Origin of the sequence: Streptomyces sp. NPDC127100, assembly GCF_042724095.1 — a bacterium.
In the GTDB taxonomy this organism is placed as follows: domain Bacteria; phylum Actinomycetota; class Actinomycetes; order Streptomycetales; family Streptomycetaceae; genus Streptomyces.
Map to the genome: position 1 here is coordinate 165,965 of NZ_JBHXFL010000007.1, position 22,030 is coordinate 187,994.

Below are 22,030 nucleotides of genomic sequence, written 5' to 3' on the forward strand. Positions count from 1 at the left end.
CCCGACTCCAGGCTCTAGAAGAAGCCCAGCCTCTTCGGCGAGTACGACACCAGAAGATTCTTCGTCTGCTGGTAGTGATCCAGCATCATCCGGTGGTTCTCCCGGCCGATCCCCGACTGCTTGTAGCCGCCGAACGCGGCGTGTGCCGGGTAGGCGTGGTAGCAGTTCGTCCAGACGCGTCCCGCCTGGATCGCCCGGCCCGCGCGGTAGGCGGTGTTCATGTCGCGGGTCCACACTCCGGCGCCGAGGCCGTACAGCGTGTCGTTGGCGGTCCTGATCGCGTCGTCGAAGTCGTCGAACGACGTGACGGACACGACCGGGCCGAAGATCTCCTCCTGGAAGATCCGCATGCGGTTGTGGCCCTCGAAGATCGTGGGCTGGACGTAGTAGCCGCCCTTCAGCTCGCCCTCGTGCTCGAAGCGCTCGCCGCCGGTGAGCACCTTGGCGCCCTCCTGTCGGCCGATGTCCAGGTAGGAGAGGATCTTCTCCAGCTGGTCGTTGGACGCCTGGGCGCCGATCATCGTGTCGGTGTCCAGGGGGTGGCCCGGGGTGATCAGCTCGGTGCGGGCGACCGCGGCCTCCATGAACTCGGCGTAGTGGCCGCGCTGGATCAGGGCCCGGGACGGGCAGGTGCACACCTCGCCCTGGTTGAGCGCGAACATCGTGAAGCCCTCGAGCGCCTTGTCGCGGAAGTCGTCGTCCCGCGCCCAGACGTCGTCGAAGAAGATGTTCGGCGACTTGCCGCCGAGCTCCAGGGTGACCGGTTTGATGTTCTCCGAGGCGTACTGCATGATCAGCCGCCCGGTGGTGGTCTCTCCGGTGAACGCCACCTTCGCCACCCGGGGGCTGGACGCCAGCGGCTTGCCCGCCTCCGCCCCGAAGCCGTTGACGACGTTGACGACACCCGGCGGCAGCAGGTCCGCGACCAGGCTCAGCCAGTAGTGGATCGAGGCCGGGGTCTGCTCGGCGGGCTTCAGGACCACCGCGTTGCCGGCGGCGAGAGCGGGGGCGAGCTTCCAGGTGGCCATCAGGATCGGGAAGTTCCACGGGATGATCTGCGCGACCACGCCCAGCGGCTCGTGGAAGTGGTAGGCGACGGTGTCGTCGTCGACCTCGCCGATCGAGCCCTCCTGCGCGCGGATCGCGCCCGCGAAGTAGCGGAAGTGGTCGATGGCCAGCGGGATGTCGGCCGCCAGCGTCTCGCGTACCGGCTTGCCGTTCTCCCAGCTCTCGGCGACCGCCAGGCGTTCGAGGTTCGCCTCCATGCGGTCGGCGATCTTCAGCAGGATCCCGGACCGTTCGGTCACCGACGTGCGGCCCCAGCCCGGGGCGGCGTCGTGCGCCGCGTCGAGCGCCCGCTCCACGTCCTCCGCCGTACCGCGCGCGATCTCCGTGAACGGCTGCCCGTTCACCGGGGACGGGTTCTCGAAGTACTGCCCGCGTACAGGCGGCACGTACTCCCCGCCGATGAAGTGGTCGTAGCGCGACTCGTAGGAGACGATCGCGCCCTCGGTGCCGGGCGCCGCGTAACGGGTCATCGTGGTCTGCCTCCCTCAGCGTGCGCTGCCCGCCGTTGGACAGCTCCCCAGGACGCTAGGGAGCGCGACGTTGCGGGGACGTTGCGTGCGGGGCGGCCGCCCCGCACGCGCGCCGGCCGTTCACCGGCGGGACGTCACCGCGTGCGGCGCCGCCAGCTCGGACTCCAGCGCGGCGAGCCGGGACACCACCGCCGCGGTGGGCCGGACCGATGCCAGCGCACGCCAGACGTCCAGGTCGTCCTCGCCCCACGGCGCGTGCGCCCAGTCGGCCAGGAGGTCGGGGTCACGGCAGGCGATCAGCGCGGTGCGCAGGCCGTCGGCGAGCCGGCGCCGGTGCCGTGCCACCGCCGGGGCCTGCGAACCGGGCAGCAGCGGACCGGCGTACGCCGCCGCGGCCGCCGTCACGCCCCCCGCCCGCAGCCGGCGCTCGACCACGGCGACGTCGGACTCGACGGGCAGCGTCAGCCGGTAGGGGCGGGACGCCAGCACCCCGGGCCCCAGAACCCCGCGCAGCCGCGCCAGCTCGGCACGCAGGGTCACAGGTGGCACCGTCTCGTCCTCGTACAGCGCGCACAGCAGCTCGTCGCCGGTCAGGCCCTCCGGGTGCTGTGCCAGCAGCACCACGATCTCGCTGTGCCGTCGGCTGAGCCGGATCCTTTCGCCGCCGCGGCCGAGCAGCGCCTCGTCACGGCCCAGCGCGGTCAGCTCGGCGGTGCCTGCGGCGGGCCGCTCCGGCGTCAGCAGCGCCAGCTGGGACTCCGCGGCACGGGCCACCGCCTGGACGAAGCCCAGGCTGTGCGGATGCGCGAGCCCGTTCCCGCCCGTGATGTCCACGGCGCCCAGCACCCGCCCGGTGCGCGGATCGTGCACCGGAGCCGCGGCGCACGTCCACGGCTGCACCCGCCGGATGAAGTGCTCGGCCGCGAAGACCTGGACCGGCCGGCCGACGGCCACCGCCGTGCCCGGCGCGTTCGTCCCCACCGCGGACTCCGCCCACCGGGCTCCGGGCACGAAGTTCATCCGCCCCGCCCGGCGCCGGGTGGCCGGATCACCCTCGACCCACAGCAGCCTGCCGTGCGCGTCGCACACCGCCAGCAGATGCTCGCCGTCGGCCGCGAACGCGCCCAGGAGCTCTCGGAACAGCGGCATCACCCGTGCCAGCGGGTGCTCGGCGCGGTAGGAGCCGAGGTCACCGTCCATGAGCTCCACGCTCGCGGTGCCGTCCGGGCCGACACCCGCCCGGACGGACCGTCGCCACGACTCGGCCACCACGGCGCGCACGGGCCGCGGCACCGTGCCCGCCTCGGTGAACGTCGCGTGCGCGCGGCGCAGCGTCCGCGCGCGTTCGACGGGATCGGCCCCAGGTTCCAGAGCCAGCCATGAATCGGTCAACTCGGCCTCCCCGGAGAGCGATACGACGGGGACATCGTCACTCCGCGGATGGGCTCGGACAACCACTTCGACCGGCCCGATCACCCGAACGTGGCCGTCCGCCACGCGTCAGGCGAAATTGACCAGCCTGATGTACCGGGTCCAGTCCCACAGCGGACCCGGATCGGTGTGGTCGCTGCCCGGGACCTCGTAGTGCCCGATGATGTGCGCCCGGTCCATGGGGATGCCGTACGTGGCGCAGATCGCCGCGGTGAGCCGCGCCGACTGCTCGTACAGCGCGTCGGTGAGGTACTCCGGCCGGTCCACCCAGGCCTCGTGCTCGATGCCGATGCTGCGGGTGTTGTAGTCCCAGTTCCCGGCGTGCCAGGCGATGTCGGCCTCCCGGACGCACTGCGCGACGTGTCCGTCGGCGGACCGGACGACGTAGTGGGCGGACACCTGCCTGTCGGGGTTGCCGAAGATGGAGAGCGTGTCGGCGTACGTCTCCTGCGTGACGTGGACGACCACGTAGTCGACGGGGTAGGTGGCGGGGCGGCTGGACCGGCTGTAGTTGGACGTGCTCGCCGGCTGCCACTCGGCCGACGGGTAGTCGACGGCGGCCAGGGGCCGTGCGGCGGCCCGGGTGCCGGACAGCAGCGCGGAGGAGACGGTGGCGAGTGCGGCGCCCTGGAGGAGGCGTCGTCTGGTCGGTGAAGGTGTTGCCCTTTCCGTTTCCACGGGAGGACCGCCTTTCGTGGGTGGGGGTGGTGCGCGGGTGGGGGTGCGCGGTTCCACGGCGCGGCGCGGTGCCGCACACGGTGGCCAACGGTGCTGCGACGGCTTGGTTGCGAGGAGCGGGGCCGAACGCCGAGGAGCGGTCTGGACGTCACGAGGCCCCTGCGCCGCGGTCACGCGGGGCTCCGCGTGAACCACCGTACGAGGGACGGGGGTTGGGCATAAGAGTGCGTCGTGGTCCGGTGGACCACGGCGGTGTTGTGGATACCGCCCTCACTCGTTCGAGTGAGGGCGGTGGGATGCCGGGTGCTGCTTCCGGACTTCGGGCCGGCCGGCCCGCCGGTCTCAGACCCGGTCGGCCACCGCGGCCGCGGGATCGTCCAGCACGCCCCGGATCACCGAGTGTGCCGCGCCGAGCAGCGGTCCCTGGGGGCCGAGCTCCGACACGGACACGGGACAGGCAGGGCCGGCCGTGCGCCGGGCCAGCTCCTCCCGCAGGGACGGCAGCAGCCAGGGGGCGAGCCCGGCCAGGGCCCCGCCCAGCACCACGCTCTCGGGGTCCAGCAGGTTGACGGCCCCGGTCAGCGCGATGCCCAGCGCGGTCCCCGCCTCGCGCAGGGCGCGTCGTACGCCCTCGTCCCCGTCGGCGGCGCGCCCCGCGAGCAGCCCGACCCGGTCCTCGCCCGGTTCCACACCGGCCGCGCGCAGCACCGCCTTCTCACCGGCGTACTGCTCCAGGCAGCCGCGGCCCCCGCAGGCGCACTCCGGCCCGTCCGGATGCACCGGCATGTGTCCCAGCTCGCCCGCGAAGCCCCGGGTCCCGCGCAGCAGGCGCCCGTCGACGACCACGGCCGCGCCGATGCCGATCTCGGCGGAGACGTGGAGGAAGTCCCTCGGGGTGCCGTCCCCGAGCCAGAGCTCGGCGAGCGCGCCGAAGTTGGCCTCGTTGTCCACGGCCAGCGGCACGTCGGAGGGCAGCAGCGCGCCGAGGTCGGCGTCGTGCCAGTCGAGGTTCGGGGCGCGTACGACGGTCCGCCCGTCCCGCGCCACGAGACCAGGCACGGCCACGGCCAGCCCGGCCGGCCACAGGCCCTCGGCCTCCGCCTCCGCGGCGACCGTCCGCACCAGGCCGGTGAGCTGCTCGACGACCGGCTCGAGCGAGCGGCCGCGATTGCTGCCGTAGCGCACGGCCCGCGCCCGTACTTGGCCGCGCAGGTCGACCGCGCAGACCGCGAGGTGGTCGACGCCGACCTCCGCGCCGATCCCGGCCGGGCCCTTCGCGCTGAGGGCGAGCGCGGACCCGGGCCTGCCCACCCGGCCGGGACGTTCGGGGCCCAGCTCCTCCAGCAGGCCCGAGCGGATCAGCTCGTCCACGAGGGTCGATACGGCGGCGCGGGTCAGCCCGATCCGGGAGGCGACGGCCGCCCGGGACAGCGGCCCCTCGGCGCCGACGGTGTGCATCACCCGCGAGAGGTTGCGGCGGCGCATGCCCTGCTGGGTGTCCGGCAGCGCACGGCCGCGGCGGGCCGGTCGCGCTTCGTGCGGGGGTGCGGTCATGCCTCCGTCAGTCCTCGGTCGGTACGTATGCGCTGCTCGGTCGGTGCTCGTCGGTGCTCGTCGGTGCTCGTCGGTCCTCGTCGGTCCTCGGGGCGGCCTCACCGCCCCCCGGCCACGCGTCCGCCCCCGGCCACGCACCTGCCCGGGGCCGGGCGGGGCCGGCGGTCTCGGCCGGTGGCCGGGGCAGTCCCCGCGTCCCACCGGCTCCGTCGGTGGGACGCCCGGAGGCGACCGGCGGGGGCGGCGCGTGACCGTGTCCGGCGGTGGCGCCGCCGCCCGCGCGGGCACGTCGTCAGCGGGTGCCCCCGTCCCGCCCCAGGAGCGGCGCCGCGTCGGAGACTACCCCGGCGATCCGGGCCAGCGTCGCCTCGTCCCGTTCCACGGCATCGAGCACCGGCCCGGCCGCCGTGTCCCAGCGCCGGGCGACGGCCGCCGGATCCTCGCCGGTGAGCAGGCCGGCCGCCTGGGCCGCGGCTCCGAGCGCCACCAGCTCCCTGGCCTCGGGGATCTGGACGGGACGCCCGGAGAGGCGCCGCACGGTCTGCTGCCACGCCGTTCCGCGCGCACCGCCGCCGATCAGCAGCAGCGGCGAGGAGGGGTCCGCGTCCGCGTCGAGGACCAGGTCGAGCGCGCCGAGCAGCGAGTGGACGGCGCCGTCGTACGCGGCCTGGAGCAGCTGCCCGGCGGTCGTGTCGTGGCGCAGTCCGTACAGCAGGCCGGAGGAGTGCGGCAGGTTCGGGGTGCGCTCGCCGTCCAGGTAGGGCAGGAGCGTGACGTCCGTGCCGCGTTCGACGGCCTCCCGGTCCACGCCCAGCAGGGCCGCCACGCGGTCGACGGCGAGCGTGCAGTTCAGGGTGCAGGCCAGCGGCAGCCAGTCGCCGCGGGCGTCGGCGAAGCCCGCCACGGTGCCGGTCGGGTCGGCCGGCCGCCGCCGCGACACGGCGTACACCGTGCCGGAGGTGCCGAGGCTCATCACCGGCACTCCGGGGCGCACCCCGAGGCCGAGCGCGGCGGCCGCGTTGTCGCCGGTGCCCGCGGCGACCAGGGTGCCCTTGCTGAACGGCAGGTCGTGGCTGTCGCGCACGGTGCCGGCGACCTCACCGGGCCCGACCGGCCGGGGCAGCAGCGCCGGATCGAGCCCCACGTGCGCGAGGGTCTCCTCGTCGTACGACTCGGTCCCGGACGCCCACCAGCCGGTGCCGGAGGCGTCACCGCGGTCGGTGGTCCCCTCGCCGGTGAGCCGCTCGGTGAGGTAGTCGTGGGGGAGGCGCACGGCCTTGACGGCGCGGACGGCCTCCGGCTCGTTCTCGGCCAGCCAGGCCCACTTGGTGACGGTGAAGGAGGCGCTGGGCACGCTGCCGGTGCGCTCCGCCCAGGCCTTGGCGCCGCCCAGCTCCTCGATCAGCCGGCGGGCCTGCGGCGCCGAGCGCACGTCGTTCCACAGCAGGGCCGGGCGCACCGGTTCGCCGTCGGCGTCGAGCGTGACGAGTCCGTGCTGCTGGCCCCCGATCGAGACGGCGGCGGCCTCGCGGGCCGCGTCGCCGCACTGGTCCAGGGCCGTGCGCAGGGCGTCCCACCACTGCCGCGGGTCGCTCTCGCGGCCGGCCCCGGACGACACCGTGTGGGGTGCCTGGCCGCTCGCGACGACCCGGCCGGTGGCCGCGTCGACGACCAGCGCCTTCGTGGACTGGGTGGACGTGTCCACGCCGACGACGAGCGGACCCTCGGCTGCTGACATCGGGCTACTCCCTCTTCCGGGGCTTGCGGCTCTGTTGGCTCAGGGCGGCCTGAGCTGGGGTTCTGTGGCGGGACCGGGTCGCGGGGACCCGGACACGATCCGTAGGGGGCACCTGGTTCCCTTCCCCGGACCGCGTGTGCATACTAATTTGTAAACCGCCATGACGAAATAGTCGCCAGCGAGCAAGGAGCCGTGGAATGAACTACCAGCCCACTCCCGAGGACAAGTTCACCTTCGGTCTGTGGACGGTCGGCTGGCAGGGCCGGGACCCGTTCGGTGACGCCACCCGTCCGGCCCTCGACCCGGTCGAGTCGGTGCAGCGGCTGGCCGAGCTGGGCGCGTACGGGGTCACGTTCCACGACGACGACCTGATCCCGTTCGGCTCGAGCGACACGGAGCGGCAGGCCACGGTCAAGCGGTTCCGCCAGGCGCTGGACGCGACCGGCATGAAGGTGCCGATGGCGACGACGAACCTGTTCACGCACCCGGTGTTCAAGGACGGCGCCTTCACGGCGAACGACCGCGACGTGCGCCGCTACGCGCTGCGCAAGACGATCCGCAACATCGACCTCGCGGTGGAGCTGGGCGCGTCGGTGTACGTGGCCTGGGGCGGCCGCGAGGGCGCCGAGTCCGGGGCCGCCAAGGACGTGCGGGACGCGCTCGACCGCATGAAGGAGGCCTTCGACCTGCTGGGTGAGTACGTCACCGGTCAGGGTTACGACATCAGGTTCGCCATCGAGCCGAAGCCGAACGAGCCGCGCGGCGACATCCTGCTGCCCACCGTCGGTCACGCGCTCGCGTTCATCGAGCGGCTGGAGCGCCCCGAGCTGTACGGCGTGAACCCCGAGGTCGGCCACGAGCAGATGGCCGGACTGAACTTCCCGCACGGCATCGCGCAGGCCCTCTGGGCGGGCAAGCTGTTCCACATCGACCTCAACGGCCAGTCCGGCATCAAGTACGACCAGGACCTCCGCTTCGGCGCCGGTGACCTGCGCGCCGCGTTCTGGCTCGTCGACCTGCTGGAGCGCGCCGGGTACGCGGGACCGCGGCACTTCGACTTCAAGCCGCCGCGGACCGAGGACTTCGACGGTGTGTGGGCGTCGGCGGCCGGGTGCATGCGCAACTACCTCATCCTCAAGGACCGGGCCGCCGCCTTCCGCGCCGATCCCGCCGTGCAGGAGGCGCTCGCCGCGGCCCGCCTGGACGAACTCGCCCAGCCGACCGCCCCCGACGGGCTCAAGGGCCTCCTCGGGGACACCACGGCCTTCGACACGTTCGACGTCGACGCCGCCGCCGCCCGCGGCATGGCCTTCGAGCACCTCGACCAGCTCGCCATGGACCACCTCCTCGGCGCCCGCTGAGTGCTCCGCCCGAAGGGACCGCTCCGGCCTCGTCCGTCTCCACCGGACGAGGCCGGAGCGGCCGTCGTGGGGCACCCGCCCCCCGACGCGCGGGTGCCGGATCCGACGCCCCTGCCGCCGCTGGTGGTCACGGCGTCACGGCTCGTCCCCGGCCGCCGCCGAGGCCAGGGCCGTCGCAGGGTCCTGCGCCGGACCGCCCACCGGAACCCAGCGGCCGCCTTCCTCGCGGAACGGCCACCAGCGGCCGGCGCGGTCCAGGCGGAGCTGGTGCGGAGAACCGACGGCGGTCCACCGGTTCGCCCGCGCCCGCAGGGCCGGCCGTTCCTCCCCGTCCCACGCCGAGTCCAGTGCCGCACGCGCGCGTGCCAGCGCGTCGCCCCGCACCGTCCACTCCTCCTCGAGCACCGACAGCGCCGCCCCGCCCCCCAGCCGCCACGCGCGCACGGCGGCGGCCAGCGCCTCGGGGCCGCGCCCCGAGCCGTCGCCGAGACGGTCCCGCACGGCCGCCCCGGGGTCGCCCGCGGCGAGCCGGACCGCGTCCTGCGCGGCCGTCGGCTCCGGGCAGGCCGGCTGCCGGTCGTGCCCGGGGCGCAGGGCGTCGCCGAGCAGACGGTGCGCCTCCGCCGCGGTACGGGAGGCCAGGAAGACCAGCGCCGCCGGGTCGACGCCGGACGGGGACGCCGTCTCGGTGTCCAGGGCGGGCGGCTCTCCCGGTCCGTCCGGCAGAAGGGGCGGCGGTGGCAGCGGGGGCAGTATCTGTCCGGCCGCGTACGCCTCGGCGGCGTCCACTCCCTCCGGCCGCGCGGTCGGCGCTTCGGCGGGCGTGCCGTCGTGCGCCTGCAGGGCGGACAGCACGGCGCTCTCGCCGCGCCCGCGCATCAGCAGCAGGACGAGGGGATCCTGGTCCAGCAGCCGCGCCACCTGGTAGCAGAGCGCCGCGGTGTGCCCGCAGTGGTCCCAGGCACCGCAGTCGCACTCCGGTTCCAGGTCACCCAGTCCCGGCAGCAGGTCGATGCCGGCCGACGCCGCGTCCTCGACGAGATGCGGGGGCATCTCCCCGTCCAGCAACGCCGCGACATGCCCGGACCGCTCGACCGTCATGTCGACAAAGCGATCCCACTGCTCGGGTGACAGCTCCTCCAGCAGGACGTCGGCGCGGTGTGCCGTACGGTCCCGGTCCTGGACCACCGCCGTGATGCGGCCCGGCCGCACCGAGACCGCTCCCACCGCGCCCGCGCGCGCGAGACGTCGCCCCGCCTTCACCTGCGACCCGTCCAGGGCCGCGTCCTCCAGGGCCTTCAGCCAGGCCTGTCCCCACCAGGTCTGCGCGAACCCCCTGCCGTGCGCGGGGGGCAGCGGGGCGAAGGTCCGCTCCTCGTCGCCGTTCCCGCCCTCGAACGCGCCGTCACCGTCGTGCCGGGTCATCGGACACCCCCTCGCAGGTCGACCAGATCGGACAGTTCGGCGTCCGTCAGCTCCGTGAGCGCCGCCTCGCCCGCACCGAGCACGGCGTCGGCCAGCGCGCTCTTGCGGCTCAGCAGGGCCGCGATGCGGTCCTCCACGGTTCCCTCGGCGATCAGCCGGTGCACCTGCACCGGCCGGGTCTGGCCGATGCGGTGGGCACGGTCGGTGGCCTGGGCCTCGACGGCCGGATTCCACCAGCGGTCGTAGTGCACGACGTGCTCCGCGCGCGTGAGGTTCAGTCCGGTGCCCGCGGCCTTCAGGGACAGCAGGAAGACGGGGGCCTCGCCGTCCTGGAACCGCCGTACCAGCGACTCCCGTCCGGCGACGGACGTACCGCCGTGCAGGAGGAGCGCCGGCACGCCGCGGGCCGCCAGATGCTGCTCGAGCAACCGCGCCATCCGCACGTACTGGGTGAACACGAGCACACTCGCCTCCTCGGCGAGGATCGTGTCGAGCAGCTCGTCCAGGAGCTCCAGCTTCCCGGAGCGGCCCGCGACCACCGGCCCGCCGGGGCGCTCCTCCTTGAGGTACTGCGCCGGGTGGTTGCAGATCTGCTTCAGACTCGTCAGCAGTTTCACGATCAGTCCCCGCCGCGCCATGCTGTCGGCCCCGGCGATCTCCGCCAGCGCCTCGCGCACCACCGCCTCGTACAGGCCCGTCTGCTCCGCGGTCAGCGACACGGGATGGTCCGTCTCGGTCTTCGGAGGCAGTTCGGGCGCGATGCCCGGGTCCGACTTGCGGCGCCGGAGCAGGAAGGGGCGCACGAGCCGGGCCAGCCGCTCCGCCGCGGCCGGGTCCTGGCCGCTCTCGACGGCCTCCGCGTAACGCCTGCGGAAGGTGCCGAGCCGGCCCAGCAGCCCCGGGGTGGCCCAGTCCAGGACGGCCCACAGCTCCGAGAGGTTGTTCTCCACCGGCGTGCCCGTGAGCGCCACGCGCGCGCGTGCGCCGATGGAACGCAGCTGCCGCGCGGTGTCCGAGTAGGGGTTCTTCACGTGCTGGGCCTCGTCCGCCACGACCATGCCCCACTCCGCCGCGGCCAGCCGTTCCGCGTCCAGACGCATGGTGCCGTAGGTGGTGAGCACGAACTCGCCGTCGGCCAGGTCCGCGAGGTCGCGCCGGGGGCCGTGGAAGCGCCGCACGGGCGTGCCGGGCGCGAAACGCTCGATCTCGCGCTGCCAGTTGCCCATGAGGGACGTCGGGCAGACGACCAGGGTGGGACCGGCGGCCGAGGCGTCGGTCTGCCGGTGCAGGTGCAGAGCGATCAGCGTGATCGTCTTGCCCAGGCCCATGTCGTCGGCGAGGCAGCAGCCCAGGCCCAGGGACGTCATGCGGGCCAGCCAGTTCAGGCCCCGCCGCTGGTAGTCGCGCAGGGTGGCGGCGAGGGCGGCCGGCTGGGCGACGGCGTCCTGTCCCTCGGGATCGGCGATCCGCTCCCGCAGGGCCGCGAGCCATCCGGTGGGCCGCACCTCGACGCGGCGTCCGTCGACCTCCGTGGAGCCCGTCAGGGCCGCGGCGAGCGCGTCGACGGGCGTGACCTTGCGGTCCTGTCGCGTGCGGGCCCGGCGGACCTCCTCGGGGTCCACGAGGACCCACCGGTCGCGCAGCCGCACCACGGGCCGTCCGGCCTCGGCGAGCCGGTCGAGCTCCTCGCGCGTGAGCCGCTCGTCGCCCAGGGCGAACCACCAGTCGAAGGCGAGCAGCGCGTCGGCGGACAGGAACGACGGCCCGCCGTCCCCGGACGCGCCGCCCGGCACCGGTTCGCCGTCGGACGGCCCCACCTCCACCCGGGTGGTCAGGTCGCGGGACAGTTCCCGTGGCCAGTGCACGTCGACGCCGGCGCCGGACAGGGCGCGGGCGCCCGCCCCGAGGAGCTCGGTGACCTCCTCGTCGGCCAGTTCGACGGCCTCCGGCACGGCGGCCGACAGCAGCGGGGCGAGCGGCGGCCAGGCCCGTGCCGCACGGCGCAGCGCGAGCAGGGTGTCCGTCCGCGCGCGCGTGCCGAACGCGTCGCCCACGGCGTTCGACCACACCTCGGCGGCATCCGCGACGAGCGCGGGGTCGCTCACGCTGTGCACCTGCGGCACGGCCCGGAACAGCGGCGACGTGTCCTCGGAGGCGGCCGGCAGGTCCCGTACCTCGACGCGTAGCGACAGGCGTAGGCCCATGTCGTGCCCCGCGGCGACGTCGGCGGCCCAGCCGCGCAGCTCGGGCAGTCTCCGGGGCTCCACCGCCGCGTATGCGGGCCCGCCCGTGACCAGCGCGGCGGCGGGGGAGCGGGGCAGGGCGTCGGCGACGGCGTCCAGGAAGGCGCGCACCAGCCGTTCCGGGTCGGGGAGCCGCAGCGGTCCGGTGCCGTCCACCGGTACCGCGTGCGCCTCGGGGGGCATGGCGGCCGCGAGGTGGCGGATCCGCTCGGTCTCCCGTGCGTCCAGCGGCCCCGCACGCCATGTGTCGTGGTCGGTTCCCGACAGGCCGGGCAGCAGCAGCCCCCGCGCCACCAGGTGCAGGGCCTCCAGTGCGACGGCGCCCCAGAACACCGCCGCCCGGTGCCCGTCCGGGTGGGCACGCGCGCGCGTGAGGACCGGCAGCGCCTCCCGAACCGGCAGCAGGACGGCCGGTACGCGGGCCGGCTCCACTCCGTCGCCGTCCGGGACCGCGACCGTCAGGTCCACGGCCGACGCCGACGGGACCGGCGGCGGGTCCTCGCCGACGGGGCGCCAGAAGGCGACCGCGCCGGCACGGGCGGGATCGCCGGGCAGGAACACGGCGCGGCACCGGGCGAGTTCAAGCAGGGGGAGGGCGGTTGCCGGAAGGGTCGTCTGCGCAGCGATGGCGAAGTCCTCAAATTTGACTAGTGCGGGATGCGGTCGCCGATTTTACAGGAATGGGGACATCGTGAGGTGCGGCAATGTTGTGCGATGGGTCACTGTCCGGCCGAGGGTGCTCCGGGCACCGTCACCCGCGGCGTCTCGGGGTCGTGCCGGGGTCGGATCTCGGGGTTCTCTCAGGGGCGGGGTGCGGAACTGCGGGAAGCGCGGGCCCGTTCCCAGGACAGAGAGCGGCAGTGGCCGCGAAGTGGAGGCGCATCATGTCGAAGAACGCCAAGATCGCCGCGGGGGGTGTGGCGGCCGGACTCGTCCTGCTCATCTGGCTGCCCTGGTGGGCCGCCCTGCTGATCGTCCTCGGAGTCCCAGCCGCCGCGTACCTCACGCTGGACCCCTCGCAGCGGCGCAGGCTGCGCCGCGCCACGCGCAAGGAGCTCGGTCGCTGACCCGCTAACGCCGCGCCGAGGTGCGCTCGGCCAGGGCGCAGGAGTTGACCACGTCGCCGTCCGCCGGCCTGCCGATCGCGTGGTCGGCGGGCGGCGTGGCGCCCCGCTCCACCCATCCGGTCAGAGCGTCGAACGCGGACCGGAAGCAGGGCAGGATCGGGCGCAGCCTCGTCGGATGGGTGTCGTGGAGCCCGTCGACGTGAGTGCCGCCCTCGACCGTGTAGTAACGGTGCAGCCGGCCCCGTCCGCTCGCGTCGATCATGCGCGCGTACACGTCGGAGTCGGCCGTTCGGGGCAGCAGCGCGTCGAGGTCGCCGTGCAGGGTGATCATCGGCTTCCCGATGCGCCCCGTCAGGGCCACCCGGGCCACGGCGCGGTGGACGGACGCGGGACGTGCCGCGTAGTCGTAGGCCGCGTCGGAGGAGCACGGCGCCAGGATCTCCTCCAGCGAGGATCCGGCGGACGGGCCGGGGCAGGCGGGATCGTAGGCCGGGTCGAACTCGGCGCGGTAGACCTTCTGGGTCAGCCCCCAGTAGGCCTTCTCGTGGTACGGCCACAGGAACTCGGAGCCGCGGGCGAACCCCGCCGCGTACATGTCCTCGTCCCGTGCCGCGCCGAGGCTGTGGGCCACCGCCGTGGGCAGCGACGTGAGCAGGCTGGGGCCGTCCGCCGTCCACAGCGCGCCCTCCCAGTCCACGCCGCCGTCGTACAGCTCCGGGTGGTTCTCCAGCTGCCAGCGGGTGAGGTAGCCGCCGTTGGAGATGCCGGCGATGTACGTGCGGCGCGGCGCGTGTCCGTAGCGCTGCGCCACCACGCGCCGTGCGGCCCGGGTGAGCTGGGTGGTCCGGGTGTTCCACTCGGCGACCGCGTCCCCGGGCCGCTTGCCGTCCCGGTAGAAGTCCGGCCCGCTGTTGCCCTTGTCGGTCGCCGCGTAGGCGTATCCCTGGGCGAGGGCCCGGTCGGAGATCGCCGTGTCCGTCGCGTACTGCTTGCGGGTGCCCGGCGCGCCCGTCACGACGAGGCCGCCGTTCCAGTGGTCGGGCAGCCGGATCACGAACTGGGCGTCGTGCTGCCAGCCGTGCGTGGTGTTGAAGCGGGAGGAGTCCGGGAAGTAGCCGTCGATCTGGATGCCCGGGACCCCGGACGGCGTGCGGGTACCCGCGGCCGTCAGGCCGGCCTGGTCGGCCATGTCCGTGTACACGGTGCCGGCCAGTCCGGTGGTCGTCAGGTCGGCCAGGCAGGCGCTTCGCTCCAGGGCGGCGCCCGGCACCCGCACGCGCTCCTGGCGGCCGCAGTGCCCGCCGCCCTCGGCGGCGGTGGCGGGCGACGGCCCGGTGAGCGCCGCCGCCGTCATCGCGGCGGCGAGCAACGGGACGGAACGGGACAGACGCATGGAAGACCTCCAGGGGCGCGACGGGGGAGTGAAGCCGATGGCCGCCCCATCGTGATGGCCCACCCCACCCTCCTCCATGGGTTGGAGCCACATGGAAGGAGAGCTGCGCATAGAGGTTGAATACAGCGGGGACGTCGGCCCCCGGGTCAGCTGGGCCGGACGGCCATCTTGTCGAGGGCGTCCAGAAGGCCCGGCAGCTCGGTCCCCCGGCCCACCGGCAGCACCTCGCCGGGTTCGTCGTCGAGCAGTACGAAGGCGATGTCGTCGGTTCTGGCCACCAGGGACCAGCCGGGGCCGTCGGCGCGCAGGGTCCGCGCGTCGCCGGGCGCGAACGACGACCGGACCCGGCCGAGCGGCGGTGGCGTGTCGACGTAGGCGCGGGCTTCCGCGAGCACCCTCCGGACACCACCGTGTCCAGGGACCCCGGCCGCGGCGGTCGCGCTGGCGGCCACCGGGGAGGCGTCCGCGTCCGCGGAGCCCGTCCCGCCTTCCCGTTTCGCGTCGTCCTCCGGGCCGGACTCACCGGCCGGCGCCGGGAAGTCGGCGTCGTCGACCTGTTCCCGCCACTGCGTCCACTGGAGCGCGATCTCGTCGGCCCCCAGACGCCGCTGGGCGGGCCCCCACACCGAGGTGTCCGGCGGCGCCAGCGGGGGCCGGTCGGCGGACTCGGGGCCGGGGTCGTGCGGCGCGGGCACGTCCGGGGCCGCCACGGCGACGGCGAGGGGCCAGCCGGGCAGGGCGGTGACGACCGTGCGCTCGTCCGGCGACAGGTCGTACTCCATCCCGCAGTCCCAGGAGGCCACGGCGACGGCGACCAGCGAGACGTCGTCGATGACGACGGTCCACCGGGCGCCGTCCCCGTCCTGACCGAGCACCAGGCCGTAGCCCTCGGCCAGCGGGGGGAGACCGAGCGCGGCGCACGCCTCCGGATAGTCGTCGCCCAGCACACTCGGGAACTTCGCCGGTGTCAGCAGCACCGCCGTGAGCACGTAGAGCGCATCGTCCGCGGCGGCGACGGTGTCCTCTTCCGTCCCTGCCATCCCAGCCTCCCCATCGGTTCGTCCAACGGCGCGCACCCTAGTGCGACCAGGAGGCCCTTGTCACGAGCCCCGGACCCGGCCGAGCTGCAGTTTTCCGGCTGGACGGGGGCGAATCGACCACCTCGGAGGGCCGTGCGGGTCACCCCGTCGGAAGCCCGAGCAGCGCACGTGCCACCTCCCGCGGCGACGTGCCGCGTTCCCGTGCGAGCGCGACGACCGCCCGGCACGCCAGCTCGTTCACCCCGAAGGAAAGGGCCTCCGGCGACACCCAGCCCGCAGCCTCGTCGATGCCCTCCCGGTCGTCGTCAGCGCATGCCGAGACGTACGCGGCGGCGGCCTCGAAGAGATTGTGCGAGCGTGTGTCCCGCTCCGCTCCCCCCTCCGTGCGCCGGGTGCCGCCCCGTCCGCCCCGTGCCTTGCGGATCCTGTCGAACATGCTGACCGCCCTCCCCCTGCAGACGTCATGGCTGATCGTGCATCTCCCGCTACTCAAAGTAGAGTTGAAGTCTCGACGGCAGAAGGGGACACCCACGGTGAAGCGCTTCGAACGGCTCGAGGAGATCCGGCGGATGGACCCGTACCGGGACGCATCGGTTATTTATCGGCTGTCCTCCGCCTACGAGTTCCCGTGGGACTACACCCGCGCGCTGGAACTCGCCCTGTACCGCACCTACGCCGTGCCGAGCATCGGCCGGCTGCTGGCGGAGACGGCGGAGCTCACGGACCGTCCCCAGAAGCGGTACGACGACACCGTGCTGCTCCTCGACGCCGTCGTCGAGCACGGCTTCACCGGCGAGGAGGGGCGCACGGCGATCCGCCGCATCAACCGGATGCACCGCAGTTACGACATCAGTGACGACGACATGCGATACGTCCTGTGCACCTTCGTCGTGATGCCCAAGCGCTGGATCGACGCCTACGGATGGCGCCGGATGTCCGGCCACGAGACCGTCGCCTGCGCCGTCCACTACCGCACCCTCGGGCGGTACATGGGCATCAAGGACATCCCGGAGTCCTACGAGGAGTTCGAGGCCTGCCTCGACGCCTACGAGCAGGCGCACTTCGCGTGGGACGAGGGCGCGCGCCGCGTCTCCGACGCCACGCTCGACCTCATGGCCTCCTGGTACCCGCGCCCCCTCGCGCCCCTGCTGCGAACCGGCACGCTGGCCCTGCTCGACGAGCCCCTCCTGCGGGCCTTCCGCTACGCCCCGCCGGGCCCCGCCGCCCGTGCGGCCGTGCGCCGTGCGCTACGGCTGCGGGGGCGCGCGGTCCGCCTGATGCCACCGCGGCGCACACCGCACCACGCCCGGCAGAACCGGGAGGTCAAGGGCTACCCCGACGGCTACCGGCTGGCGGACCTGGGCACGCGCCCGGTCCCCGGTGTGGCGGGTTGCCCCGTACACCACATCGGCACGTCAGCCGTCGAGTGAGCCGAGCGTCTCCCGCAGCCAGGCGAGTTCGGCACGCGAGGTCGCCCGCGCGATGGTCAGCACGCCGCGCCGGAACGGATCGTCCAGCTCCTCCGCGCGCAGCGGCCGGTCGCCGTCGTAGAAGAAGCTGGCAGGCTCCTCCAGGAAGGCCAGCCTGCGGCGCAGGACGGCCGCCTGGGCGGCGGCGTCGTCCAGGTGCCTGAGGAAGGCGAGCACCGTGAACCAGCGGTTCTCGTCGGTGATGTCCCGCCGCTCGGGGTCGGCGAGCCGGCGGCGCAGTTCACGTCCGCCCTCCTCGGTGAGCGTCAGGACGTGCCGTGGGGCGGCGACCGAGCCGGGCTGCGTGGTGCGCGCGAGCAGCCCCGCCTTCTCCAGCCGCTTGATCGCCGGATAGAGCGTGCTCTCGGCGACGGGGCGCACGTGCCCGGTCAGTGCGCTGATGCGCTTGCGCAGCTCGTAGCCGTGCAGCGGGGAGTCGCGGAGGAAACCGAGGATGGCGAGCTCGAGCATGTCCGCATTCTCGCGCACGTCCGCTGTACATCGGCCGACTCCTGCCTCGGCCCACGCGTACCCCCACTCGCGGATACCTCGACTGACGCATACATCGGTAACGATGTATTGTCCCTCGGTAGGCGGGAACGCCGGGGAACGCCGGACGAAGGGGAGACGGGATGAGAGAGACCGAGTTCGACGGCAGGGGAAGCCGCATCCGCTGGACGGAGACACCGGGGACGGATCCGGCGCGGGTGTACGTGCACGGGCTCGGGTCGATGTCGGCCGTCTACCACGCGCACATCGCGGCGCGCCCCGAACTCGCCGGCCGGCGCAGCCTCTTCGTCGACCTGCCCGGCCACGGCATCAGCGACCGGCCGCAGGACTTCGGGTACACCCTCGACGACCACGCCGGAGCGCTTGCCACGGCGCTGGACGCAGCCGGTGCGGCCGGCGCCGAACTCGTCGCGCACAGCATGGGCGGAGCCGTCGCCGTCGTCCTGGCGCACCGGCGGCCGGAACTGGTCTCCCGCCTCGTCCTCACGGAGGCCAACCTCGACGCCTGCCCGCCGCCGGGCGCCGGCAGCAGCGGCATCGCCGCCCACGACGAGGACGACTTCGTGAACGGCGCCCACGCGCGCGTGCTGGAGCGCGTCGGCCCCCAGTGGGCGGCGACGATGAGGCTGGCCGACCCGCGCGCCCTGCACCGCTCCGCCGTCGGCCTGCGACGCGGATCGGACCCCGTGATGCGCACCCTGCTCGAGGGACTGGACATCGACCGTGTGTACCTGCAGGGCGAGTTGAGCGGGGAGCTGCCCGGGCGGCGGGCCCTGGAGGCCGCGGGCGTCCGTGTGGTGACCGTGCCGGGCGCCGGACACAACGTGATGCTCGACAACCCCGACGCCTTCGCGGCGGCCGTCGCGGACCGGGGCCGAGCAGGTCAGCCCTCGCGGACCGCCAGGGCGAGGAACCGGGCGTCCTCGTCGGCGTAGGACGTCATGCGCCACCCGGAACCCGCCAGCAGGGGCCGGAGGCTGGGCTCGGCCCGCAGGTCGTCCGGGGTGATCCGCCGCCCCTGCCGGGCCACCAGCGCCGCCCTGCCGATCGGGTGGAACAGCGCCAGCACCCCGCCCGGACGCACGACCCGCGCCAGTTCCCCCAGGTCGCCCGCCGGATCGGGCAGATGGGCGATCAGCCCCGCCGCGAACACGGCGTCGAGCGAGCCGGACCGCAGCGGCAGCGCGGCCACGTCGGCCAGCAGCAGTCGCCCGTCCCGGTCCCTCCCGGCCCGTACGGCGGCCTCGAGCATGGCCGGGGTCAGATCGGCTCCCACCACCACTCCCGACGGCCCCACGGCCGCCCGCAGCGGCGGCAGGGCACGTCCGGTGCCACAGCCCGCGTCGAGCACCCGGTCCCCCGCGCGCAGACCCAGCTCGGCGACGGCGGCCGCGTAGGCGGGGCCGTCGTCGGGGAACCGGCGGTCCCAGCCGGCGGCGCGCGCCGCGAAGAACTCCTGCACGTGCGTGTGGTCGTCGCTCATGTTCCGCATGATCCCCCAACCGGCACCGGGGATGCCGCGGCGCACACGTTCGAGCGTGACGCGATCGTTCCAGCGCCTCTCCGTGTCAGATCCCGGCAGCTTTCGGACGCGCCCCCGTTGTGCGCCCCCGGCAGGACTAGCGTCCCGGGGCCATGGGACACCTGGACCCCGCCGCCCGCGGCCGACGGACACCCGCCCTGCCGTACGCGAGGGCCCGCACCCGTGCCGCCCGCCCGGCCCGCCCGCGCACACCGAGGCCGCCGCACGCACCCACGGCCGCCGGTCACCGCCCGCACCCCCGAGAGAAGTGATCGATGGTCTCCGAGCACCCCGACGCCGCCGGCGGCGACACGACCGCCCTGGTGTTGAAGATCCTCGTCGCCGGAGGCTTCGGGGCGGGCAAGACCACCTTGGTGGGCGCGGTCAGCGAGATCGGACCGCTGCGCACGGAGGAACCGCTCGGCGAGCCCGGCCGGCGAGCGGACGACACCGGCGGCGACGAACGGAAGGTCACCACGACCGTCGCCATGGACTTCGGACGCATCACCCTCCGGTCCGGGCTCTCCCTCCACCTCTTCGGGACCCCCGGCCGGGACCGCTTCCGGTTCCTGTGGGACGAACTCGCGCGGGGCGCCCTCGGCGCGGTCGTCCTCGCGGACACCCGTCGCCTGGAGGACTGCTTCCCGGCGGTGGACTACCTCGAACACCGGCACCTCCCGTTCGTGGTGGCCGTCAACCGCTTCCCGGGGGCTCGGCACCACGCCGACGGCGACGTCCTGCGCGCCCTCGACCTCGACGCCGCGACGCCCGTGGTGCCGTGCGACGCGCGGGAACGCGACTCGGGGAAGGAGGTGCTGGTCCGGCTGGTCGAGTACGCCGGGCGGGTGCACGCCGCCCGGCTGCTCGACTCCGTGCGGTGACCGGTCCTCCGCACGTGGCGGCGACCGGCCCGCGGACGCCGCCGACTGCCCCCGCCGGGGAGGGGGACTCAGTCGGCCACGTCCTTCAGCGCCATGACCTTGTCGACGGTGACGCGGACCAGGAGCTCACCCGGGACGCCGTTGCGGGCCCCGAACTCCTCGGCGCGCTCCTCGCCCATGTACCGTGCCGCGATCCGCGTGGCCCAGTGCCGGAGTTCCCCGAGGTCCTCCGAGATCCTCGCGCGGCCCTGGAGCACCACGAAGCCGAAGGGGGGCCGGTCGTCGTCCACACACAGCGCCACCCGGCCGTCCCGGGTCAGATTGCGTCCCTTCACGGTGTCCCTGCCGGTGTTGAACACCACCTCGTCCCCGTCCAGCAGGAACCAGACCGGCGCCACATGCGGACTGCCGTCCGCGCGGACGGTGGAGAGCTTCGCCGTGCGGGTGCCGTGGGAGGCGAACGCCTGCCACTCGTCATCGGTCATCTTCTGTGCCATGCACCCATCCTCCTTGCCCGCGGCACGGGTGTGGGGAAGGCTTGCGGGCAGATCCCCCGGGCAGGGGGAGACGACGCATACGGGGAAAACACGGGGAGACCGGATCATGGGGCAGAAGCAGGGACTCGGCTGGCTGCTGGACGACCTGACCGAGCGGGTGGAACACGTACGGCATGCGCTGGTCCTGTCCAACGACGGGCTGGTGACCGGAGCGAGCACCGGACTGCGGCGGGAGGACGCCGAGCACCTCGCCGCCGTCTCGTCCGGCCTGCACAGCCTGGCCAAGGGCTCGGGCCGGCACTTCGGGGCCGGCGGAGTACGGCAGACGATGGTCGAGTTCGACGACGCGGTGCTGTTCGTCACGGCGGCGGGCTCCGGAAGCTGCCTGTGCGTGCTCAGCGGGGCGGAGTCCGACATCGGGCAGATCGCCTACGAGATGACGCTGCTCGTCAACCGGGTCGGCGAACACCTCGACGTCGACGCGCGACAGCCTGACCGGCATCCGCCCATAGACCTCTGACCAGGTCTTTCCACAGCCCGCTGGAGTGCGTGCGGAGTTGTCCACAGGCTCCCCACGGAGTGCGCGGCAGCGTCTACGGTTCTGAGTCCGGCGGCCGGGGACGGCGCCGGCCGACACACTCCACGGGGGAGACGACCATGTCCGCGAAGACCATCGGGTACGACAGCACGGCGACCGCCGAGCCGATCACCACCGCTCGGGAGGGCGCCGTCGCGCCGAGCCGGGCGGCACGGGAACTCGGCCTGCGGCGCGGTGATTTCGACATCGCAGTGCAGCTCGGACGCATCCGCACCCTGCCCGACGACGGGGGAGGCGGACGGCGGGTGCCCCGTGCCGAGATCCGGCGGATCCGCGCGGATCCGGGCTTCCCCGACGCCCTGCGCCGCGCGGTCCGCACGGTGGGTACGACGGACGGCGCGGCGCTCCTGGAGGTCACCAAGGCGCGGTTCACCCGCCTCGCCCGGCTGGGGCTGCTGGTGCCCACGACGTTCTCCCTCAACCGCTACCGGGCCGTCGTCTGGAGGTATCTCGCCGACGACCTCATGGCCTTCGCGACCGACGGGCGGAACGCGGCGCTGCTGACGGGGCGCATGCCGGAAGGCCTGCGGGACCAGCTGGCGGAGGGGCTGGACCTGCGCCCCCGCAACTGGCGGGGCCGGCACCTCGAGTGTCTGCTCCGCCGCACGGACGACCCGTGGGCCCGGGCGGCCGCGGTGGCCTCGCTCCTCGACCCCGTCGACGTCGCGGAGGTCGTCGGGGACCCCTACGAACGCTCCCGGCTGAGCCGGTTCCGCCCCTCCCGCCCGGCCCACGGCTCACCGGGCTCCCCGGCAGCGCAACTCGCCGAGGAGCTCATGACGGCGGCCGATCCCGACGAGATCGACCGGCTCCGGGCCGACCTGGCGAGTGCCGTGAGCCACGCGTGCGCACTCCGCCCGGCACCGCGCCCGGCCCCGCGGGGGCACCGGCACCGACCGGCGCCGGCGCCGGCGTCCGCACCGCACGGGCATCGCCGGGTGCCGACGGCGCACGGCCCCCGGGCCGCCCACCCCGCCCTCCAGCCCGTGCCGGACCCGCCCGCTCCGGCGCCCGCGCGGCACCGGGCCGCCGAGCCCGGACGGCTGCGCGGCCTGCTCGGCCGGCTCCGGCGCGGCGGTACCTGA

The 22,030-nt window shown here is 74.3% G+C and carries 20 protein-coding genes; 7 read left to right on the forward strand and 13 right to left on the reverse strand.

All coding sequences use genetic code 11. From position 1 onward, the window contains the following. Positions 1 to 14 precede the first annotated feature (14 nt). The 5 genes from adh to xylB all read right to left on the reverse strand — a co-directional run bounded on the left by adh (position 15) and on the right by xylB (position 6,939). A complete protein-coding gene (gene adh, locus ACFWJB_RS10865; protein WP_385466184.1) occupies positions 15 to 1,538 on the reverse strand; it encodes an aldehyde dehydrogenase in 1,524 nt (507 codons plus the stop codon). 120 nt (positions 1,539 to 1,658) lie between these two features. Continuing rightward, positions 1,659 to 2,930, reverse strand: a complete 1,272-nt coding sequence (locus ACFWJB_RS10870) for a GAF domain-containing protein (protein WP_385466187.1) — start codon at positions 2,928 to 2,930, stop codon at positions 1,659 to 1,661. Positions 2,931 to 3,038: 108 nt separating this feature from the next. Then, the gene (locus tag ACFWJB_RS10875; protein WP_385466190.1) at positions 3,039 to 3,647 is read right to left on the reverse strand and encodes an N-acetylmuramoyl-L-alanine amidase; all 609 of its coding nucleotides are present in this window, start codon (positions 3,645 to 3,647) and stop codon (positions 3,039 to 3,041) included. A 342-nt stretch (positions 3,648 to 3,989) separates the two neighbouring features. Then, entirely contained in the window at positions 3,990 to 5,201 is a 1,212-nt protein-coding gene (locus ACFWJB_RS10880) for an ROK family protein (RefSeq protein WP_385466192.1), read from the reverse strand. Between the two features lie 292 nt (positions 5,202 to 5,493). Further along, entirely contained in the window at positions 5,494 to 6,939 is a 1,446-nt protein-coding gene (gene xylB / locus ACFWJB_RS10885) for a xylulokinase (RefSeq protein WP_385473560.1), read from the reverse strand. A gap of 197 nt (positions 6,940 to 7,136) precedes the next feature. Between xylB and xylA the strand changes: the two genes are divergently transcribed. Beyond that, positions 7,137 to 8,300: a xylose isomerase gene (gene xylA / locus ACFWJB_RS10890; protein ID WP_385473556.1), complete on the forward strand. Its 1,164-nt coding sequence runs from the start codon at positions 7,137 to 7,139 to the stop codon at positions 8,298 to 8,300. A 135-nt stretch (positions 8,301 to 8,435) separates the two neighbouring features. On the opposite strand, the gene ACFWJB_RS10895 is transcribed toward xylA, so the two are convergent. After that, a complete protein-coding gene (locus ACFWJB_RS10895; protein ID WP_385465906.1) occupies positions 8,436 to 9,725 on the reverse strand; it encodes an SWF or SNF family helicase in 1,290 nt (429 codons plus the stop codon). Next, positions 9,722 to 12,595: a DEAD/DEAH box helicase gene (locus ACFWJB_RS10900; RefSeq protein ID WP_386921709.1), complete on the reverse strand. Its 2,874-nt coding sequence runs from the start codon at positions 12,593 to 12,595 to the stop codon at positions 9,722 to 9,724. Before ACFWJB_RS10900 ends, ACFWJB_RS10895 begins: the two co-directional genes overlap by 4 nt. Positions 12,596 to 12,852: 257 nt before the next feature. Here ACFWJB_RS10900 and ACFWJB_RS10905 point away from each other — a divergent pair, with 257 nt between their 5' ends. Beyond that, positions 12,853 to 13,035: a hypothetical protein gene (locus tag ACFWJB_RS10905; protein ID WP_385465909.1), complete on the forward strand. Its 183-nt coding sequence runs from the start codon at positions 12,853 to 12,855 to the stop codon at positions 13,033 to 13,035. A gap of 4 nt (positions 13,036 to 13,039) precedes the next feature. On the opposite strand, the gene ACFWJB_RS10910 is transcribed toward ACFWJB_RS10905, so the two are convergent. The 3 genes from ACFWJB_RS10910 to ACFWJB_RS10920 all read right to left on the reverse strand — a co-directional run bounded on the left by ACFWJB_RS10910 (position 13,040) and on the right by ACFWJB_RS10920 (position 15,904). Beyond that, positions 13,040 to 14,428 (reverse strand): tannase/feruloyl esterase family alpha/beta hydrolase, encoded by a 1,389-nt coding sequence (locus ACFWJB_RS10910; protein ID WP_385465912.1) that lies wholly within the window; start codon positions 14,426 to 14,428, stop codon positions 13,040 to 13,042. A gap of 146 nt (positions 14,429 to 14,574) precedes the next feature. Further along, on the reverse strand, positions 14,575 to 15,468 hold the full coding sequence (locus ACFWJB_RS10915; protein WP_385465915.1) for a hypothetical protein: 894 nt from the start codon (positions 15,466 to 15,468) through the stop codon (positions 14,575 to 14,577). Between the two features lie 139 nt (positions 15,469 to 15,607). Then, on the reverse strand, positions 15,608 to 15,904 hold the full coding sequence (locus tag ACFWJB_RS10920; protein WP_385465918.1) for a hypothetical protein: 297 nt from the start codon (positions 15,902 to 15,904) through the stop codon (positions 15,608 to 15,610). 97 nt (positions 15,905 to 16,001) lie between these two features. Here ACFWJB_RS10920 and ACFWJB_RS10925 point away from each other — a divergent pair, with 97 nt between their 5' ends. Continuing rightward, on the forward strand, positions 16,002 to 16,898 hold the full coding sequence (locus tag ACFWJB_RS10925; RefSeq protein WP_385465921.1) for an oxygenase MpaB family protein: 897 nt from the start codon (positions 16,002 to 16,004) through the stop codon (positions 16,896 to 16,898). Here the strand turns inward: ACFWJB_RS10925 and ACFWJB_RS10930 are convergent. Beyond that, positions 16,884 to 17,408 (reverse strand): PadR family transcriptional regulator, encoded by a 525-nt coding sequence (locus tag ACFWJB_RS10930; protein WP_385465924.1) that lies wholly within the window; start codon positions 17,406 to 17,408, stop codon positions 16,884 to 16,886. The two genes, ACFWJB_RS10925 and ACFWJB_RS10930, sit on opposite strands and share 15 nt — an antisense overlap. 161 nt (positions 17,409 to 17,569) lie before the next feature. Here ACFWJB_RS10930 and ACFWJB_RS10935 point away from each other — a divergent pair, with 161 nt between their 5' ends. Beyond that, positions 17,570 to 18,382 (forward strand): alpha/beta fold hydrolase, encoded by an 813-nt coding sequence (locus tag ACFWJB_RS10935; RefSeq protein WP_385465927.1) that lies wholly within the window; start codon positions 17,570 to 17,572, stop codon positions 18,380 to 18,382. Here the strand turns inward: ACFWJB_RS10935 and ACFWJB_RS10940 are convergent. After that, entirely contained in the window at positions 18,331 to 18,930 is a 600-nt protein-coding gene (locus ACFWJB_RS10940) for a class I SAM-dependent methyltransferase (RefSeq protein WP_386921682.1), read from the reverse strand. The two genes, ACFWJB_RS10935 and ACFWJB_RS10940, sit on opposite strands and share 52 nt — an antisense overlap. A 314-nt stretch (positions 18,931 to 19,244) precedes the next feature. Between ACFWJB_RS10940 and ACFWJB_RS10945 the strand changes: the two genes are divergently transcribed. Continuing rightward, a complete protein-coding gene (locus tag ACFWJB_RS10945) occupies positions 19,245 to 19,850 on the forward strand; it encodes an ATP/GTP-binding protein (protein WP_385465933.1) in 606 nt (201 codons plus the stop codon). Positions 19,851 to 19,918: 68 nt separating this feature from the next. Here the strand turns inward: ACFWJB_RS10945 and ACFWJB_RS10950 are convergent, their stop codons facing one another. After that, entirely contained in the window at positions 19,919 to 20,347 is a 429-nt protein-coding gene (locus ACFWJB_RS10950) for a PPOX class F420-dependent oxidoreductase (protein WP_385465936.1), read from the reverse strand. Between the two features lie 106 nt (positions 20,348 to 20,453). On the opposite strand from ACFWJB_RS10950, the gene ACFWJB_RS10955 reads away from it, so the two are divergent. Both ACFWJB_RS10955 and ACFWJB_RS10960 read left to right on the forward strand, forming a co-directional pair. Next, complete coding sequence (locus ACFWJB_RS10955) at positions 20,454 to 20,867, forward strand: roadblock/LC7 domain-containing protein (protein WP_385465939.1); 414 nt, start codon at positions 20,454 to 20,456, stop codon at positions 20,865 to 20,867. 137 nt (positions 20,868 to 21,004) lie between these two features. Beyond that, the gene (locus ACFWJB_RS10960; protein ID WP_386921685.1) at positions 21,005 to 22,030 is read left to right on the forward strand and encodes a DUF6397 family protein; all 1,026 of its coding nucleotides are present in this window, start codon (positions 21,005 to 21,007) and stop codon (positions 22,028 to 22,030) included.